The 16,358-nt window shown below is 70.8% G+C and carries 11 protein-coding genes and 1 pseudogene; 7 read left to right on the plus strand and 5 right to left on the minus strand.

Translation table 11 applies throughout. From position 1 onward, the window contains the following. Positions 1-68: 68 nt before the first annotated feature. A complete protein-coding gene (locus TFC3_RS02885; RefSeq protein ID WP_369819560.1) occupies positions 69-2,024 on the minus strand; it encodes a glycoside hydrolase family 15 protein in 1,956 nt (651 codons plus the stop codon). Here TFC3_RS02885 and TFC3_RS02890 point away from each other — a divergent pair. From TFC3_RS02890 to TFC3_RS02900, 3 genes are all read left to right on the plus strand, one after another. After that, complete coding sequence (locus tag TFC3_RS02890; protein WP_067495202.1) at positions 1,921-3,219, plus strand: NAD(P)/FAD-dependent oxidoreductase; 1,299 nt, start codon at positions 1,921-1,923, stop codon at positions 3,217-3,219. The genes TFC3_RS02885 and TFC3_RS02890 overlap by 104 nt on opposite strands. Positions 3,220-3,319: 100 nt before the next feature. After that, positions 3,320-4,819: an MFS transporter gene (locus TFC3_RS02895; RefSeq protein WP_067495205.1), complete on the plus strand. Its 1,500-nt coding sequence runs from the start codon at positions 3,320-3,322 to the stop codon at positions 4,817-4,819. Positions 4,820-4,891: 72 nt separating this feature from the next. Continuing rightward, positions 4,892-5,728, plus strand: coding sequence for a LamG-like jellyroll fold domain-containing protein (locus TFC3_RS02900; protein ID WP_082771829.1), 837 nt, complete (start codon positions 4,892-4,894; stop codon positions 5,726-5,728). Here the strand turns inward: TFC3_RS02900 and TFC3_RS02905 are convergent. Continuing rightward, positions 5,715-6,863, minus strand: a pseudogene (locus TFC3_RS02905) (glycoside hydrolase family 18 protein); the annotation flags it as partial. The gene TFC3_RS02900 and the pseudogene TFC3_RS02905 overlap by 14 nt on opposite strands. A 210-nt stretch (positions 6,864-7,073) precedes the next feature. Here TFC3_RS02905 and TFC3_RS02910 point away from each other — a divergent pair. Beyond that, positions 7,074-9,176 (plus strand): alkaline phosphatase family protein, encoded by a 2,103-nt coding sequence (locus TFC3_RS02910; RefSeq protein WP_067495210.1) that lies wholly within the window; start codon positions 7,074-7,076, stop codon positions 9,174-9,176. Between the two features lie 7 nt (positions 9,177-9,183). After that, positions 9,184-10,305 carry a hypothetical protein gene (locus TFC3_RS02915; RefSeq protein ID WP_067495213.1) on the plus strand — a complete coding sequence of 374 codons (1,122 nt, stop codon included), beginning with the start codon at positions 9,184-9,186 and terminating at the stop codon, positions 10,303-10,305. Here the strand turns inward: TFC3_RS02915 and TFC3_RS02920 are convergent. After that, positions 10,287-10,685: a VOC family protein gene (locus tag TFC3_RS02920; protein ID WP_067495217.1), complete on the minus strand. Its 399-nt coding sequence runs from the start codon at positions 10,683-10,685 to the stop codon at positions 10,287-10,289. The two genes, TFC3_RS02915 and TFC3_RS02920, sit on opposite strands and share 19 nt — an antisense overlap. Before the next feature lie 22 nt (positions 10,686-10,707). Between TFC3_RS02920 and TFC3_RS02925 the strand changes: the two genes are divergently transcribed. Beyond that, positions 10,708-11,481, plus strand: coding sequence for a TetR/AcrR family transcriptional regulator (locus tag TFC3_RS02925; RefSeq protein ID WP_067495220.1), 774 nt, complete (start codon positions 10,708-10,710; stop codon positions 11,479-11,481). A 9-nt stretch (positions 11,482-11,490) separates the two neighbouring features. After that, complete coding sequence (locus tag TFC3_RS02930; RefSeq protein WP_067495223.1) at positions 11,491-14,535, plus strand: BTAD domain-containing putative transcriptional regulator; 3,045 nt, start codon at positions 11,491-11,493, stop codon at positions 14,533-14,535. Here TFC3_RS02930 and TFC3_RS02935 read toward each other — a convergent pair. Further along, the gene (locus tag TFC3_RS02935) at positions 14,532-15,338 is read right to left on the minus strand and encodes an ABC transporter permease (protein WP_067495226.1); all 807 of its coding nucleotides are present in this window, start codon (positions 15,336-15,338) and stop codon (positions 14,532-14,534) included. The genes TFC3_RS02930 and TFC3_RS02935 overlap by 4 nt on opposite strands. Then, the gene (locus tag TFC3_RS02940) at positions 15,338-16,297 is read right to left on the minus strand and encodes an ATP-binding cassette domain-containing protein (RefSeq protein ID WP_067495229.1); all 960 of its coding nucleotides are present in this window, start codon (positions 16,295-16,297) and stop codon (positions 15,338-15,340) included. Before TFC3_RS02940 ends, TFC3_RS02935 begins: the two co-directional genes overlap by 1 nt. Between the last annotated feature and the right edge of the window lie 61 nt (positions 16,298-16,358).

The following is a 16,358-nucleotide window of genomic DNA, read 5'->3' on the forward strand; positions in this document are numbered from 1 at the left end:
CGCACGCCGCGCGCGGCGAGGAGTAAGACGCAGGCCGCGCGCGGAGGGCAAGTAAGACGGGAAGACGCCTATTTGAGGCCCTCTTGAACGCGGGACTGGGTTGCGGCCCTGGCGTCCGAGAGGGTCCGGGCGGTGTCGATCAGCGGTACGTGGCTGAAGGCCTGCGGGAAGTTGCCGACCAGCCGCCGCGCGTCGGTGTCGTACTCCTCGGAGAGCAGGCCGACGTCGTTGCGCAACGCAAGCAGGCGATCGAACACCTCGCGGGCCTCATCGTGCCGGCCCATCAGCGCATAGTTGTCGGCCAGCCAGAATGTGCAAGCCAGGAACGCGCCTTCGCCCGGCGGCAGTCCGTCCACGTCGGTCTCGTGGTGCTGGGTGTAGCGCTGAACGAAACCGTCCTGCAGCAGCTCGCGCTCGATGGCGGCAACCGTGCCGGTCACGCGTTCGTCGTCGGCCGGCAGGAAGCCCACGAGCGGCACCATGAGCAGGGCCGCGTCCAGTTCCTCGGAGCCGTAGAACTGGGTGAACGTACGGCGCTCGTGGTCGTACCCCTTCTCCAGGATCTCGGCTCGGATCTCGTCGCGCAGCTTGACCCACCGCTCGGTCGGTCCTTCGAGGTCGAACTCCTCGACCGCCTTGACCGCACGGTCGGCCGCCACCCAGGCCATCAGCTTGGAGTGCACGAACTGCTTGGGGCCGCCGCGCACCTCCCAGATCCCCTCATCGGGGTCGTGCCAGTGCTTCTCGACGAAATCCATCAGCTTGACCTGCAGCCCCCACGCCGGGTCGTCGGCCTTGAGCCCCGCGCGCCGGCCCTGGTGCAGCGCATCCATGACCTCGCCATACACGTCGAGCTGGAACTGCTCGGCGGCGGCGTTCCCGATGCGCACCGGGTTGCCGTCGTAGCCGGTCAGCCAGTCGGCCACGTACTCATCCAGGCGGCGCTCGCCGGCCACGCCGTACATGATCTGCAGCTCGGCCGGGTCGCCCGCGATGGCCCGCAACAGCCACTTGCGCCAGGCCGCGGCCTCGCTCTGAAAACCCGAGTAGAGCATCGACTGCAGCGTGATCGTGGCGTCGCGCAGCCAGCAGAAGCGGTAATCCCAGTTGCGTACGCCGCCCAGCTTCTCGGGCAGCGAGGTGGTGGCCGCGGCGACGATGCCACCGGTCGGGGCGTAGGTCAGCGCCTTCAACGTGAGCAGCGAGCGCACCACGGCTTCACGCCACTCGCCTTCGTACGTGCAAGCCGAAACCCAGCCCCGCCAGTAGCCCTCGGTGGCGCCCAGCTCCTCGATCGGGTCGATGGGAGCCGGCGGCGGCAGGTGCGAGGCTCGCCAGGTCAGTACGAACGGCACCTTGTCGCCCGGACCCACCGTGAACTCGGCGTGCGTGGCCATGTTCTCGCCGTGCGTGGGTATTGGTGTGCGCAGCCAGGCGGCATCGGGGCCGGCCACCGCGACCAGGTCGCCTTTCTCCTGGTAGACCCACGGGACCACATGCCCGTAGTCGAAGCGCAGCCGCAGTTCCATGCGCATCGGTACGGACCCCCGCACCCCCTCCACGATGCGCACCACGTCGGGCGCCTCGCCCCGCGGGGGCATGAAATCGATGAGCTTGACGACACCGTCGGCGGTTTCGAACTCGGTTTCCAGCACGAGGGTGTCCTGGCGGTACTGGCGTCGTACCGCGTGGATTTCTCCGGCCGGGCTCAGCGTCCAATGCCCGTTCTCTTCGTTGCCCAGCAGCGCCGCGAAGATCGCCCCGGAGTCGAAGCGGGGCACGCAGAGCCAGTCGATGCAGCCGTTGCGCCCGACCAGGGCAGCCGTTTGCGTGTCAGCGATGATCGCATAGTCCTCGATAGGCAGCGCCATAAGCTGTCTATGTACCCAAGAAAACGTCTGCTTACCCGGGAGGATCAGCATGGCCCGTCCGAGGATCGTCATTGTCGGCGCCGGGTTCGCCGGTTTCGACGCCGCCCGCACGCTCTGCAAGCTGTCCCGCGGTGCTGCCGACATCGTGATCATCAACCCGACCGACTACTTCCTGTACCTGCCGTTGCTGCCCGAGGTCGCAGCCGGGATTCTCGAGCCGCGCCGGATCTCCGTGTCGATCTCTGGCGAGCTGCCGTGCGTGAAGCTGATCCTGGGCGCGGTGGACGGCTTCGACTTCGACGCGCGCACTGTCTCCTATGTCGACCCCGACGGCGGCAAGGGCAGCGTGGGCTACCACCGCCTGATCATCGCGGCCGGCAGCGTCAACAAGCTGCTGCCCGTGCCGGGAGTCACTGAATATGCGCACGGCTTCCGCGGCATCCCCGAGGCGTTGTTCCTGCGCGACCACATCACCCGGCAGATCGAGATGGCCGACGCGGCCGCGGATGAGCGCGAGCGTGCGGCGCGGTCCACCTTCGTCGTGGTCGGCGCGGGCTACACCGGTACGGAGGTAGCTGCCCAAGGTGTGCTGTTCACCGAGGCTTTGACCCGGCACCGCCCCGCGCTCAAGGGCCGCCCGCGCTGGCTGCTCATCGACACCGCCGACCGGGTGCTGCCGTCGCTGGACGACCGGCTCGCCCGAGCCTCCGACGAGGTGTTGCGCGCCCGCGGCATCGAGGTGCTGCTCAAGACCTCGGTGAAGCAGGCGAGCGCCGAGGGTGTCGAGCTGAGCAACGGGGACTTCGTGCCGACCCGCTCACTGATCTGGTGCGTCGGGGTCCGCCCGGATCCGCTGGTGGCCGGCATCGGGCTTGAGGTGAAGCAGGGCCGGGTGGTGGTGGACGAGTTCCTCAACGTGCCCGGCCTCCCCGACGTGTACGCGGTGGGGGATGCTGCGGCCGTACCGGACTTGACCCGGCCGGGCGAGCTCACCGGCATGACCGCTCAGCACGCCAGCCGGCAGGGCAAGACGGCCGCCCACAACATCGCCGCGTCGTACGGCAAGGGGCGGCGGCGGGCGTACAAGCATCACGATCTTGGCTTTGTCGTGGATCTCGGCGGCTTCGACGCGGCCGCCAACCCGCTCGGGCTTGCGCTGCGCGGTTTACCGGCCAAGGCGGTGACGCGCGGCTACCACTTGCTTTCGATGCCGGGCAACCGGGTCCGGGTGGCCGCCGACTGGCTGCTTGACGCGGTGCTGCCCCGCCAGGGGGTGCAGCTCGGGCTCGTCTCGGCCCAGCAGGTGCCGCTCGACAGTGCCCTTCCCCAGGCTCCCGAACCCGGCTGAGCAAACTGGGATTCCGGTCTCACTTTCCCTGCTCAACGCCCAGATGAAGGGAGGCGGCTCAGTACTCTGGCGATCTCATCGGTCGTCGGAAGGCTCCACCATGTCCGCAGTTCCCCAGACGCAGGAGGGGACGGAGCCGCAGCTCTACCCGCGCCGCTGGGCCGCTCTCGGCGTCATCGCCATCTCGCAGCTCATGGTGGTGCTCGACGCCACGATCGTGAACATCGCGCTGCCCAGCGCCCGCGACGACCTCGGCATCACCGAAGCCGACCAGCAGTGGGTGGTGACCGCGTACACGCTGGCCTTCGGTGGCCTGCTGCTGCTCGGCGGGCGCATCGCCGACTACTGGGGCCGCAAGCGCACCTTCCTGGTCGGCGCGGTCGGCTTCGCCGTGGCGTCGGCGATCGGCGGCCTGGCCACGACCGGCCCGCTGCTGTTCGGCGCCCGGGCGCTGCAGGGGGCCTTCGGTGCGCTGCTGGCCCCGGCCTCGCTGGCCCTGCTCACGGTGCTGTTCACCAACGCCAAGGAGCGGGCCAAGGCGTTCGCGGTCTACGGTGCCATCGCCGGTGGTGGCTCGGCTGTCGGGCTGCTGCTCGGCGGTGTGCTCACCGAGTACGCGAGCTGGCGCTGGTGTCTGCTGGTCAACATCCCGATCGCGCTGATCGCTCTGGCACTGGCGGTCCCGGTCGTGCCGGAGAGCCGGGCTGATGGCGACACTTCGTACGACATCCCCGGCGCGGTCATCGTCACGCTGGGCCTCGCCTCGCTGGTCTACGGCTTCACCGAGGCGGCCAAACCCGGGCAGGGCTGGGGCTCGGGCACCACGTGGGGCTTCATCGGCGCCGGCATCGTGCTGCTGATCGTGTTCGTGCTGATCGAGAAGCGCTCCAAGAACCCGCTGTTGCCGCTGCGCATCGTGCTGGACCGCAACCGCGGCGGGGCGTACCTGACCTCGGTGCTGGTCGGCGCGGGCCTGTTCGGCGCCTTCCTGTTCCTCGCCCTCTACCTGCAGGGCGTGCTCGGGTACACGCCGTTGAAGACCGGCTTCGCCTCGTTGCCGGTCACGGTGGGTGTGCTGATCGCGGCGACCGCGGCGTCGAACCTGCTGCCGCGCATCGGTCCCAAGCCGATGATGGTGGTGGGGCCGATCCTGGCCGCGGCGGGCATGCTGATACTGCGCTTCATCGACCTCGACACCTCGTTCTGGGCGCAACTGTTCCCGGCGCAGATCCTGCTCGGGCTGGGTCTGGGCTTCACGTTCGTGCCGCTGTCGAGCCTCGCGCTGGTCGGCGTACCCGGGCATGACGCGGGCGCGGCGAGCGCGGCGCTCAACGCCACCCAGCAGGTCGGTGGCTCGCTCGGCACGGCGCTGCTGAACACCATCGCGACCAGTGCGATCACGGCGTACGTGGCGGCCCACCCGCCGACCAGCCAGCAGGAGGGGCAGCGGGTCGGTCTGCTGGCCCAGGCCGACGGGTATTCGCACGCGTTCACCTGGGCCGCCGCGCTGATCCTGCTGGCCGCCGTGGTGGTCACGGTCTTCGTCAAGGTCCGCAAGGAAGACGTCACCGGCCAGCCCGGTGTCGCCCACATGGGCTGAAACCCGACGGCGGGGGAGGGATCCTCCACCCTCCTCCGCCCGAATAATTGGTTCACAAGTAATAATTCGGACATGACCTATCGTCGTGCCGTTCTTCCCGTAGCCCTCGCCGGGCTGGTGCTCGGCCTCGGTTCTCCCGCCGCGCACGCGGCACCATCCGGATGGAGCGCAGCCAGCATCGCTGCCCGCACGGCCTCCGCCGCGAAGGCCGCCGCTCAGACCACCGCCGGTCACGCCGCCGCCGCGCCGGCCGCGACCGCCAAGGTCGCCGGGTCGCTGGTCGCGCAGTACAGCTTTGACGGCGGCCGGGCCGGCTCGGTCATCGACGAGTCCGGCCATGGCCACACCCTCAGTCTGGTCAGCGCGGCCGGCGGCACCGTGCGCTCCGTCGCGCACCGCAACGGCCAGGCCGTCAAGTTCCCGGCCAAGTGCACAAACGCGAAGGCCACGTGCCCGCACGCCGCACTGCGCAGCCCCAGCACCGCACTGCTGAACCCGGGCACCCGCTCGCTGGCCTTCGGCGCGTCGGTGCTGCTGGCCCCCAGCCAGACCACCAAGGGTCAGAACATCGTGCAGAAGGGCTACTCCACCGCCAGCAGCCAGTGGAAGATGCAGGTTGACGGCAAGGCCGGCAAGCCGAGCTGCGTGCTGGTCGGCGCCAACCCGGGCATCAAGATCGTCCGCAGCGACGTCTCGGTGGCCGACGGGCACTGGCACACCATCGAGTGCCGTCGCCAGGGCACGACGTTCAGCGTGCTGGTCGACGGCGTGGTGCGCGGAACCCGCACGGTCTCGGCGAAGCTGTCGATCGCCAATCAGCGCCCGCTCAGCGTCGGCGGCAAGGGTGCCTATTCCGACAACGACCAGTTCCAGGGCATTCTCGACGACGTGTGGGTCAGGGTCGGCTGAGCCCGTCGGCCATGGCGTGCAGCAACTGGGCGTCGGCGGTGTCCCCGCCCAGTTCCCAGGCGAACGCGCCGGCCAGGTGATGGTTTTGGGCGTACGCCATCTTGGTCCCGATGGTTTGCGGGGTGTCGTAACTCCACCATTGGCCCGCGCAAAAGGCGTAAGCGGTGCCCCCGACCAGACCGGTTGGCGGGCACCTGCGACTGAGCACGCCGTAGTCCTCGAGGCCCTTCTCGTAGCTGCCCGGTGCGGCGCCGGTTGCTTGTGCGCCCGGCGTCGCGCTTGCCACCCCGGTCCAGCCGCGGCCGTAGAAGCCCACGCCAAGCAGGATCTTGCCGGCCGGAATCCCCAGACCCAGCAGGCCCTGAATCGCTGCGTCGGTCGTCGCTGTGGCCTGCGGAATTCCGGGGTACGACGTCAGCGGCGAATGCGGTGCGGTCGGTCCGGGCGAGTCCCCGGTGCCGAAGAAGTCGTAGGTCATGGCGTTGAGCCAGCTCGCGGGCGCCGCCACGTCGGCATAGTCGCTGGTGGTCAGCTTGCCGGCATCGGCGGGCACGGCGGCGGTGACCACGGCGTCCGGCCCGAGCTCCTTGCGCAGCTCCGTGAGCAGCCCACCCAGCGCATCCGGACCGCTCTTGTCGCAGGTCAGCCCGCAGGCGTTCGGATACTCCCAGTCGATGTCGATGCCGTCGAACAGCCCGGCCCAGCGCCGATCCCGCAGCAGCTTGGCGCACGACGCGGCAAACTTCGCCGGATCCCCGGCCGCCGCTCCGAAACCCGCCGACCCGCTCCAACCCCCGAACGACCACACCACCCGTAGCTGCGGATGCCGGGCCTTGAGCTTGCGTAACTGCCCGAAATTACCCCGCAAACCCTCATCCGGTACGTCCGCAGCTCCATCGACACTCTCCGCTGCGCTGACCGGCTTCTCGTAGTCGGCCCACGTGTCCCCGGCCTGGCACGCGCCATCGCTCACCTTGCCGAACGCGTACATCAGGTGGGTGAGTTCGCCCGCCGCCCCGCTGGTCTCCAGGTTGCGCACCTGAAAATTGCGCCCGTATACCCCCCAGTCGGTGAAGTAGCCGACGACCTTGGCCGGGTCGGTAGCCGGAGCCGGCGCCGGTGCGGGTGGTGGTGTTGCCGAGCAGCCGGCCAGCAGCAGAGCCAGCGCGGCCAAGACGGGTTTGACCCGCACGTGGGTCTCCCTTCCCCGTTTCGCTGGCGCCGAAGCTACCGTCGCCCTGCCGGGCATTTCGGACACAGCCCCGATCGAGTGATGTCCGGAACCTGACGTGTCCTTGGCTACCGCCGCGCGCGCGGCCGGTGCGGGCTGTGCGATCGTTTTCCGGTGGCCGTACAACCTGGGGGAAGCGGCGCCGGCGAGTTGCGGGCGCTGTTCGCCTGGCCGCGGGTGCTCGACCGGGTCAAGGCGGTGCTGCGCAACGGCATCATCACCTTCCTGGTGCTGACCTTCACGCTCTGGCTCATGCCGGGCGTGCGCAGCACCGACGTCTTCGACACCATCGGCCTGGTCGTGCTGGTCGCCGCGGTCGGCGCGGTGCTGCGCCCGCTGCTGTTGTTCGGGGTGACCGCGCTGGGTGGCTGGGGAGCGATGCTGCTCGGCGTAGTCGCCCAGGTCATCGTGATGGCGGTGGCGCTGGAGCTGGACCCGTCCAAGCGGCTCAGCGGCTGGCCCACGGTCGGGGTCGCCGCGCTGCTGGCCGTGGTCGGCGCCGCGATCCTCGACTGGATGGTCGACAGCGGCACCGACGACACGTTCATCCGCGAGGCTCGCCGGCTCATGCGGGGGATCCGGCGCCGCCAGGCCCGCCAGGCCGGTGGGCGGCTGCTCACCTTCCGCCGCCCGGCCGCCGGCACCGAGCCGGGCCTGCTGATGGTCCAGCTCGACGGGGTCAGCGAGCCCGTGCTGCGCTGGGCGGTGCGGGCCGGCAACCTGCCCACGGTCGGGCGCTGGCTGCGCAGTGGCACGCACACCATGCGCGGCTGGCACACCGGCATCCCGTCGACCACCCCGGCCTCGCAGGCCGGCATCCTGCACGGCTCGGCCCGCAAGATCCCGGGTTTCCGCTGGTACGAGAAGAGCACCGGCAAGCTGATGGTGTCCAACCGGCCCCGCGACGCGGCGCAGATCCAGCCGCGGCTGTCCGACGGGCGGGGGCTGCTGCGCGACGGCGGGGTGAGCATCGGCAATGCGTTCTCCGGCGACGCGGTCATCAACCTGCTCACGGTCAGCCACGCGGCGCTGCCGGGCCGGTCGGCGCGGGGCTGGGCGGCGTTCATGGCCAGCCCGTTCGGCTTCACCCGCGCGCTCGTGCTCGGCGTGGGCGAGGTGATCACCGAGCTGTATCAGGCGCGGCTGCAGCGGCGGCGTAACCTGCTGCCCCGGGTCAGCCGCTCGGGTGCCTTCCTCGCGCTGCGACCGGCCGCGATGCTGTTGCGCGACGTCAACGTGTCGCTGATCGCCGAGCAGATGGCCCGGGGTGCCCCGGCCGTCTACTGCGACCTGGTCGACTACGACGAGGTGGCGCACCACGCCGGCCCGGCCCGGCCCGAGTCCATGCGGCAGTTGGAGAACCTGGACCGGATGCTGGGCGTGCTCGAACGGCTGGGGGCCGAGGCGGCTCGGGCGTATCGGATCGTGGTGCTCTCCGATCACGGGCAGAGCCAGGGCGCGACGTTTCTGCAGCGCTACGGCGAGACCCTCGACCAGGCCGTCGAGCGGTTCTCCGCGCCGGACCCGGCCCAGGCCCCGAGCGTTCCGGCCGAGCAGGAGGCCACCAGGGAGCCGGAGTTCCCGGTGACGCCGGCGGCGCCGCTGCTGGTCGTGTCGTCGGGCAACCTGGCGCTGGTCTACCTGACCCGCTTCGAGCACCGGCTGGACAAAAACGAGATCGACGAGGTCTACCCGCAGCTCGTCTCCGGGCTGGCCGGGCACCCGGGGGTTGGCCTGGTCGTGGTGCGCGAGGACGGCGAGCCGGTCGCGTACGGGCCGGCCGGGCGGCACCGGCTCACCGACGGCGAGATCGTCGGCGTCGACCCGCTGGAGCAGTATGGCCCGCACACCCGTGCCGACCTGCTGCGCCACCAGCAGGCCGAGCATGTCGGTGACCTGGTGCTGATCAGCAGCGTCGACCCGGTGACCAGTGAGGTGGCCGCCTTCGAGGAGCTGGTCGGCTCGCACGGCGGGCTGGGCGGCTGGCAGACCGAGGCGATGCTGGTGCACCCGGCCGAGTGGCAGGTCACCCAGGCCGACCTGATCGGCCCGGACGCCGTGCACCGCCAGCTCGTCGACTGGCTGGCCCAGTTGGGGCTGCGCACCCAGACCCCGCGCTCCGACGAGATCACGGCCGGGGAGCCGCCGGTCCTGGAGCCGGTGCGGCGCGAGCGGGACGGCGCGGCGGCGCGACTTTCCCGTACCCGCGATGGTTGATTGATTTGTGCGTTTTATCCGTTTTATTGGTTTAGTTGTTGTCGCCCTGACCGTCGCGGTCGCCTGTCCCGCGCTGGCCATCAGCGCCAAACCCGAGAAGGCGCCGCTGTTCAACGGCTCGGTGTACGCGCTGGCCTATCGCGGCGGCACGGTGTACGCCGGCGGCTCGTTCACCAGCGTCTCCTGGGGCGGGCGCAGCTACACCCGCAACCGGCTGGCCGCCTTCGACTCGGCGTCGGGCAAGCTGCTGGACTGGGCTCCCAGCGCGAACAGCGTGGTCCGGGCGCTGACCGTCAGCGACACCGCGGTGTTCGCGGGCGGCGACTTCACCAAGATCTCCGGCTCGTCGCGTGACAACCTGGTCAGCCTCGACCCGATCACCGGGGCGGTCGGCCCGTTCGCACCCAAGGTCACCGGCACCCCGTACGCCCTGGCCAGCGGCAACGGCCGGCTCTACGCCGGCGGCAGCTTCTCGGCGGTGAACGGCTCGAGCCGGCGCAACCTGGCGGCGTTCTCGCTGGCCACCGGGCTGCTGGACGCCAAGTTCAAGCCCGCCGCCGACGACGCCGTGCGCGCCCTCGCGGTCAGCGGCACCACGGTGTACGTCGGCGGCGCGTTCCATAAGCTCGGCAGCGTCAACGGCACCCTGCGCCTGGCCGCGGTCTCGGCCTCCGGCGCTGTCGACAAGAAGTTCCTGCCCAGGGCCCCGGCCCAGGTCAACGCGATCGCCGCCGACTCGGCCGGGGTGTACGCGGCCACCGGCGGGCAGGGCGGCCGGGCTGTTGCGTACACCACCGCCGGGTCGATGCGCTGGGAGCGGGTCTTCGATGGCGATGCCGCCGCGATCGCCGTGCTGGGCGGGACCGTCTTCGTGGGCGGCCACTTCGATCGGGCCTGCACGACGGCCAGCAACGGCACCCACGGCACCTGCACCGATGGTTCGGTGTCGCGGGTCAAGCTCGCGGCGATCTCCCGGACCGGGGAACTGACCGGCTGGGCGCCGCAGGCCAACGGCGTGATCGGGGTACGCACCCTGGCCGTTGACGGCACCCGCAAGGTCCTCGGCGCCGGTGGCGACTTCACCACCGTCGCCGGTCAGAACCGCAAGCGCTACGCCTGGTTCGACTGAGCAGCCGCGTTCCAGTCGACCAGCTGCACGATCACGCCGTTGGGGTCGCGTACCTGGAACGCCCGCTCACCCCACTCCTCGCTGATCAGCGGCATGGTGATGGCCACCCCTTCGCGCTGCAGCCGGGCCAGCTCGCCTTCCAGGTCCTCGACCTCGAAGGCGAGGATCAGCCCGCCGGTGTGCTCGTCGCGCTGGTCAGCGGGCAGGGTGGCCAGCCCGCGGCGCAGGTAGACGACGCTGAGGCCGACGTCGTCGCGGGTCAGCGAGGCGAACCCGTCGGCGGCCATCACCTCGTGAAAGCCGAAGTGCCGTTGCAGGAACGCGCTGGAGGCCTCGGCGTCGTCGACGGTCAGGGACACGGCGGTGGCGGTGATCTGCATGGCCGGAACAGTACTCCGTACTATGTACAGAGTGCCACGCGAAATGACGAACGCCGGGGACCCGGCCCGGACCATCGCCCTGCTCTGGCGGGACGAGTCGGCGATCCCGCGCAAGGGCCCGCGCCGCGCCCTGACACTGGACCAGGTGATCGGCGCGGCCATCGAGGTTGCCGACGCCGACGGGCTGGACGCGCTGACCATCCGGCGGGTGGCCCAGGCCCTGAACACCTCGCCGATGACCATCTACACACATGTGCCGGGCAAGGCCGAGCTGCTGGACCTCATGGTCGACGCCGTGTACGCCCACCTGTCCCGCACCGCCACGACCGGCCAGCCGTGGCGGGCCCGGCTGACCGCGGTGGCCCAGGACAACCGGGCCCTGTTCCAGGACCACCCGTGGCTGACCACCGTGTCGACCCAGCGTCCGGTGCTCGGTCCGGGCGCGATCGCCAAGTACGAGCACGAACTGGCCGCCCTCGACGGCCATGGCCTCACCGACGTGCAACTGGACGACTGCCTCACCTATCTGCTCACGTTCGTGCACGCCAGCGCCCGCACCGCGATTGAGGCGCAGGCCGTACGTCAGGCGACCGCGCTCACCGACGAGCAGTGGTGGGCCTCGGCCGGACCGCTGCTGGCCCGGGTGCTCAACCCCGCCGACTACCCGCTCGCCACCCGGGTCGGCGAGGCAGCCGGCCAGGCCCACCAGGGCGCGTACGACCCGGACCACATGTACGAGTTCGGGCTGGCCCGCTTGCTGGACGGCCTTGCGCCGCTCTTGGACCGCACGCCGTAGCCTGCACAGGTGCGGATCACTACGCTCGGCCCGCTGGCCGTGGACGGGAAGCCGGTGCGCGGCGAGCGCCTGGCCGCCGTGATCCGTGAGCTGATCGAGGCGCGGGGCCGGGCGGTGCCGACCGCGACCCTGACCGACGCTGTGTGGCAGGGCGACCCACCCGAGGACGCCGCCGGCGCGGTGCAGGCTTTGGTGTCGCGGGTACGAAGGCTTGGCGTCCCCGTCGTCGCCGTTCCCGGCGGTTACCGCACCCCGGCAGATCAGGTCGAAACGGACATCGCCGTGGCCCGGGTGCTGGCCGATCGGGCGCACGCCGCCCTGCGCGCCGGCGACCCGATTGCCGCCCGCAAAGCCGCCGACGAGGCCCGCGCCCTGTTCCCCGAGGCCGGTGCCGAGGCGGCCCGGCTGTTCGGCGAGGTCGCCATGCTGCGAGCCGAGTGCGCGCTGGCCGGGGCCGGTTCGTACGAGGAGGAGGACCTGCGGAGCCTGGTCGCCCGCACCCCACCGGATGAGCCCGCGGCCGCGCTGCTGGTCCGGGTGCTTGCCGCGCAGGGCCGCGACGCCGAGGCGCTGGACCTGGTGGAACGCCTGCGCGCCGAGCTGGCCGACCGCTACGGCACCGACCCGTCGCCGGTGCTCGCCGAGGCGCACGTGGCCCTGCTGCGCGGTGAGCTGACGGTTGCCCCGTCGCCCCGGCGCATGCCGCGCTCGGCGATGCCCGCGTCCTGGCGGCGACCCGGGACAGCGCTGGTCGGCCGTGAACAGGACGTGGCCACCGTGCTGGCCGGTCTCACCGAAGCGCCGCTGGTCACGATCGTGGCCACCGGTGGCGCCGGCAAGACCAGGCTGGCCGCCGAGGTGGCGCGCCGGGCCACCGGGGTGGTCCAGGTGATCGAGCTGGCCGGGCTGCGCGAACCTGCCGAGGTGCTGCCCGCCGTGGTGGCCGTGCTGGGCGGGGTGTCCCTGGACCGGCGCATGCTGACCCCGCAGCAACGGCTGCAGGCCATCGCCGCCGAACTCGACGGGCTGCTCGTGCTCGACAACTGCGAGCACCTGCTCGACGCCACCGCCACCGTGGTCGCCGACCTGCTGGCCGCCGCCCCCGACCTCGCGGTGCTGGCCACCAGCCGCGCGCCCCTCGGACTGGCCGGCGAGATCGTGCACCGCCTGGAGATGCTGCCCGACCCCGAGGCCCTGGCCCTGCTGCAAGCCCGCGCCCGCGCCGGTGGTGCCATGTCCATTGACGAGGACAAGGCCCTGCGACTGTGTCACCGCCTCGACAACCTGCCCCTGGCCCTGGAACTGGCCGCCGCCCGGCTGCGCCACATGCCCATCGACGACGTGCTGGCCGGGCTGACCAACCGCTTCGCCCTGCTCGACGACGCCCTGCGCGGCCTGCCCGAACGCCACGCCAGCCTGTGGGCCATGGTCGACTGGAGCCGCGAACTGCTCGCCCCCGACGAACGCGAGCTGCTGCAACGCCTGGCCGTGGTCCCCGCGCCCTTCACCGCCGCGACCGCCGCCGCCGTCGCCGGGCGTCCCAACGTGCACCGCGGACTGGCCGTGCTGGTCGAGCAGTCCCTGCTGCGCCTGGAAGAAAACCGTTACCGCATGCTCGAAACCGTCCGCGAGTACGGCGAAGCCCGCCTCGCCAACCGCACCCCGGCCATGACCGGGCTGGTGTCGTGGGCCCGGGCCACAGCGGTCGAACTGACCGGCGGCCTGGTCGGGGCGCGGCAGTTGGAGACGCTCGCCACCGGCGCCCGGGAACAGGAGAACCTGCTCGCCGCGCTGCGCTGGGCGGTGACCACCGGCGACGAGCCGGCCGCCGTGGACGTGGCCGCGCCGCTGTTCTACCTGTTCATGATCCGCGGCCTGCATCTCGAGGTGACCGAGTGGGCCGGGCCGATGCTGCACGTCGACGACATCCCGGCACGGCGCCGGTCCACCCTGCACACCGACCCGCGCATCAACGCCGACCGGCTGGTCTGGGTCTGCATGCTCATCGTCGTCAACGCGGGCATCACGGGGCCGTTGCGGCTGTCGGTGCTCGCGCTGCGCGTGCTGCGAGCCGTGCTGGCCGAGCGGGGTGCCGAGGTGTCACCGCGCAACACGCAGTTGTCCCGGTTGCTGCCGGTGCTGATGGATCTGCAGTCGGACAGAGCTCGGGCCGAGGCCGACGCGCTTGTCATGGACGAGGACCCGTTCGTGCGCGGCTTCGGCATGTTCGCCCGCGCAGCGATCAGCGAGCTGACCGACGGCACGACCATGGCCTTCGACGCCGAGCAGGCCTACGCGTGCTTCGAGGCCGCGGGTGACCACTGGGGCATGGGCATGACCGCGCAGGCGGTCGGCAACTCCCTGGCCGCGCGGGCCGACGGCACGGCTGTCGACTGGCTGACGCGCAGCGTGCACAACATGGAGCTGATCGGTGCGGCGCAGGACGCCCGGTCGATGCAGGTGCTGCTCGACATCCAGTTGGCGCTGACCGGGGACGCCGAGGCCGAGGGCCGGCTGCGGGCCACTGTGGAGGCCGAACCGGGTCAGGAGTGGGATCACGCGCAGGCATACCTGGGCCTGGCCAACCTGGCCTGGCAGCGCCAGGACTGGGACGAGATGCTGGCCTGTGCCGCCCGGATCGCGCTGGCGGCGCAGGATCTGACCGACCCGCAGCCGCAGCAACGGGTGCTGTTCCGGATCTCCGCGGCGATCCTGTACCTGGCCGTCGCGGCGGATCATCCCGTGCCGCGCGCGGATCTCACCGCCGCCACGTTGCTCGCGCGGGCCCGCGAGGACAGCGGGACCGCGATCGACCTTCCCATGGTGGGGGCGTGGGCGATCGGCGGTGCGTTGCTGGCGCATCATCGCGGCGAGGACGTGGCCGCCCGGGAGCTGTGGGCGCTCGGCATCCGCACCGGCGGGTCGTTGACCACCATGTTCACCCCTGCCGAGTTCGCCCGGATGGCGGCGCCCCTCGCCAACGAGGACCACCGCCTGACCTCCGTGTCCGCCGCCACCGCCCGCATCCGCGAACTGATGACCCACATCCTTTAGACCTTTTTCCGGTACGCCCGCAGCGCCAGCGGCATGAAGATGATGACGAATCCGGCGCACCAGGCGAGCGTCCACCAGATATGCGAGCCGAGCGGGCTGCCCAGGAACAACCCGCGTACCGCCCCGACCAGGTGGGTCAGCGGGTTCACGTCCACGAACCCCTGCATCCAGCCGGGCAGCGTGTCCGGCGAGACGAACACATTGGATGCGAAGCTCAGCGGCATGATCAGCGCGAACATCAGCCCCTGCACCGCGCCGGGGGTGCGCACCTTCATCGCCACGAACACCGGCAACCAGCTCAGGCACAGCGCGAACAACACCGCCAGCGCACAGCCGGCCAGCGCCCGCAGCGGATCCGTGGTGATCCGGAAGCCCAGGATGTAGCCGAACCCCACCGTCACCCCGGTGACGATCATGTACCGCACGATGTCCCCGAGCACCGCGCCGACCAGCGGCGCCGAGCGCGGCACCGGCAGCGAGCGGAACCGGTCGAAGATGCCCTTCGCCAGGTCGGTGTTCAGGTTCACGCCGATCGCGATGCAGCCGGTGGCGATGGTCTGGGCCAGGATGCCGGGCAGCAGGAACTGCAGGTAGTCATGGGTGGAGCCGCTGACCGCGCCACCGAAGATGTAGACGAAGATGATCAGGAACAGCGCGGGCTGGATCGTGACGTCGATGAGCGCTTCGGGCGTACGGTATGTCTTGATCAAACTTCGTTTCGCCAGCGCGAGCGAATGGCGCACCAGCCGGAACGGCCGCGGGTTGGCAGTGACCCGGGCGGGCGCGACGTTGAGGGTAGTCATCAGACCGCCACCTCTTCCTTCTTGGGCTGGCCGGTCAGGGTGAAGAAGACCTCGTCCAGGCTGGGCAGGTGCAGGGAAAGCTCGGTGACCGCGATGCCGGCGCCGGCCAGCCGGGCCACCGCCTCGGTCATCGCCTTGTCGCCCTCCACGGGCACCGCGAGCACGCCCTTGCGGATCTCGTCGGCCGCCGCACCCGACGAGACCTCGCTCAGGATGGCTGCGGCTTGCTGCAGGTCGCTGAACTCGGCCGGGCGCACCTCCAGGGTCTGGCCGCCGACGATGCGCTTGAGCCCGTCCGGGGTGTCGTGGGCGATGACCTTGCCGTGGTCGATCACGGTGATCTCGTCGGCCAGCGCGTCGGCCTCTTCGAGATACTGCGTGGTCAGCAACACCGTCGCGCCGTTGGTGACCAGCGAGCGCACCACGTCCCACATGTCCTCGCGCTTGGCCGGGTCCAGCCCGGTGGTCGGCTCGTCGAGGAAGATCACGTCGGGGAAGCCGACCAGGCTCGCGGCGAGGTCCAGCCGGCGCCGCATGCCGCCGGAATAGGTCTTGGCCATCCGGTTGGCCGCGGCGGTCAGGTCGAACCATTCGAGCAGCTCGGCGGCGCGCTTGCGGGCACCATCGCGGCCCAGGTCGAGCAGGGTGCCGAACAGTTCCAGGTTCTGCCGCCCGGTCAGATCCTCGTCAACCGAGGCGTACTGACCGGTCAGGCCGATCGACTGGCGGACCCGCTCGGCGTCCTTGACGACGTCGTAGCCGGCGATGCGGGCGTGCCCGGCGTCCGGCTTGATCAGCGTGGACAGAATGCGTACGGCGGTGGTCTTCCCGGCGCCGTTGGGCCCGAGCACGCCGAGCACAGTGCCGCGCGGGACCGTCAGGTCGACGCCCCGCAGCGCCCGGGTAGACCCGAAACTCTTTTCGAGACCCTCGGCCTCGATGATCAGATCTGCTGTCATGCCCATCAGCCTGCGCCCGCACGCTGACATGCCGCCGATATATCACCGACATGGCGATGAC

The sequence above is a fragment of the Actinoplanes sp. TFC3 genome, from assembly GCF_001553785.1.
In the GTDB taxonomy this organism is placed as follows: domain Bacteria; phylum Actinomycetota; class Actinomycetes; order Mycobacteriales; family Micromonosporaceae; genus Actinoplanes.

What these genes read in the sequence shown, in the direction of transcription:
- TFC3_RS02890 (WP_067495202.1), top strand. Translation starts at nt 1,921, where the DNA reads ATGGCCCGTCCGAGGATCGTCATTGTCGGCGCCGGGTTCGCCGGTTTC.
- TFC3_RS02885 (WP_369819560.1), bottom strand. Translation starts at nt 2,024, where the DNA reads ATGATCACGATGTCGGCAGCACCGCGGGACAGCTTGCAGAGCGTGCGG.
- TFC3_RS02895 (WP_067495205.1), top strand. Translation starts at nt 3,320, where the DNA reads ATGTCCGCAGTTCCCCAGACGCAGGAGGGGACGGAGCCGCAGCTCTAC.
- TFC3_RS02900 (WP_082771829.1), top strand. Translation starts at nt 4,892, where the DNA reads ATGACCTATCGTCGTGCCGTTCTTCCCGTAGCCCTCGCCGGGCTGGTG.
- TFC3_RS02920 (WP_067495217.1), bottom strand. Translation starts at nt 10,685, where the DNA reads ATGCAGATCACCGCCACCGCCGTGTCCCTGACCGTCGACGACGCCGAG.
- TFC3_RS02925 (WP_067495220.1), top strand. Translation starts at nt 10,708, where the DNA reads ATGTACAGAGTGCCACGCGAAATGACGAACGCCGGGGACCCGGCCCGG.
- TFC3_RS02935 (WP_067495226.1), bottom strand. Translation starts at nt 15,338, where the DNA reads ATGACTACCCTCAACGTCGCGCCCGCCCGGGTCACTGCCAACCCGCGG.
- TFC3_RS02940 (WP_067495229.1), bottom strand. Translation starts at nt 16,297, where the DNA reads ATGACAGCAGATCTGATCATCGAGGCCGAGGGTCTCGAAAAGAGTTTC.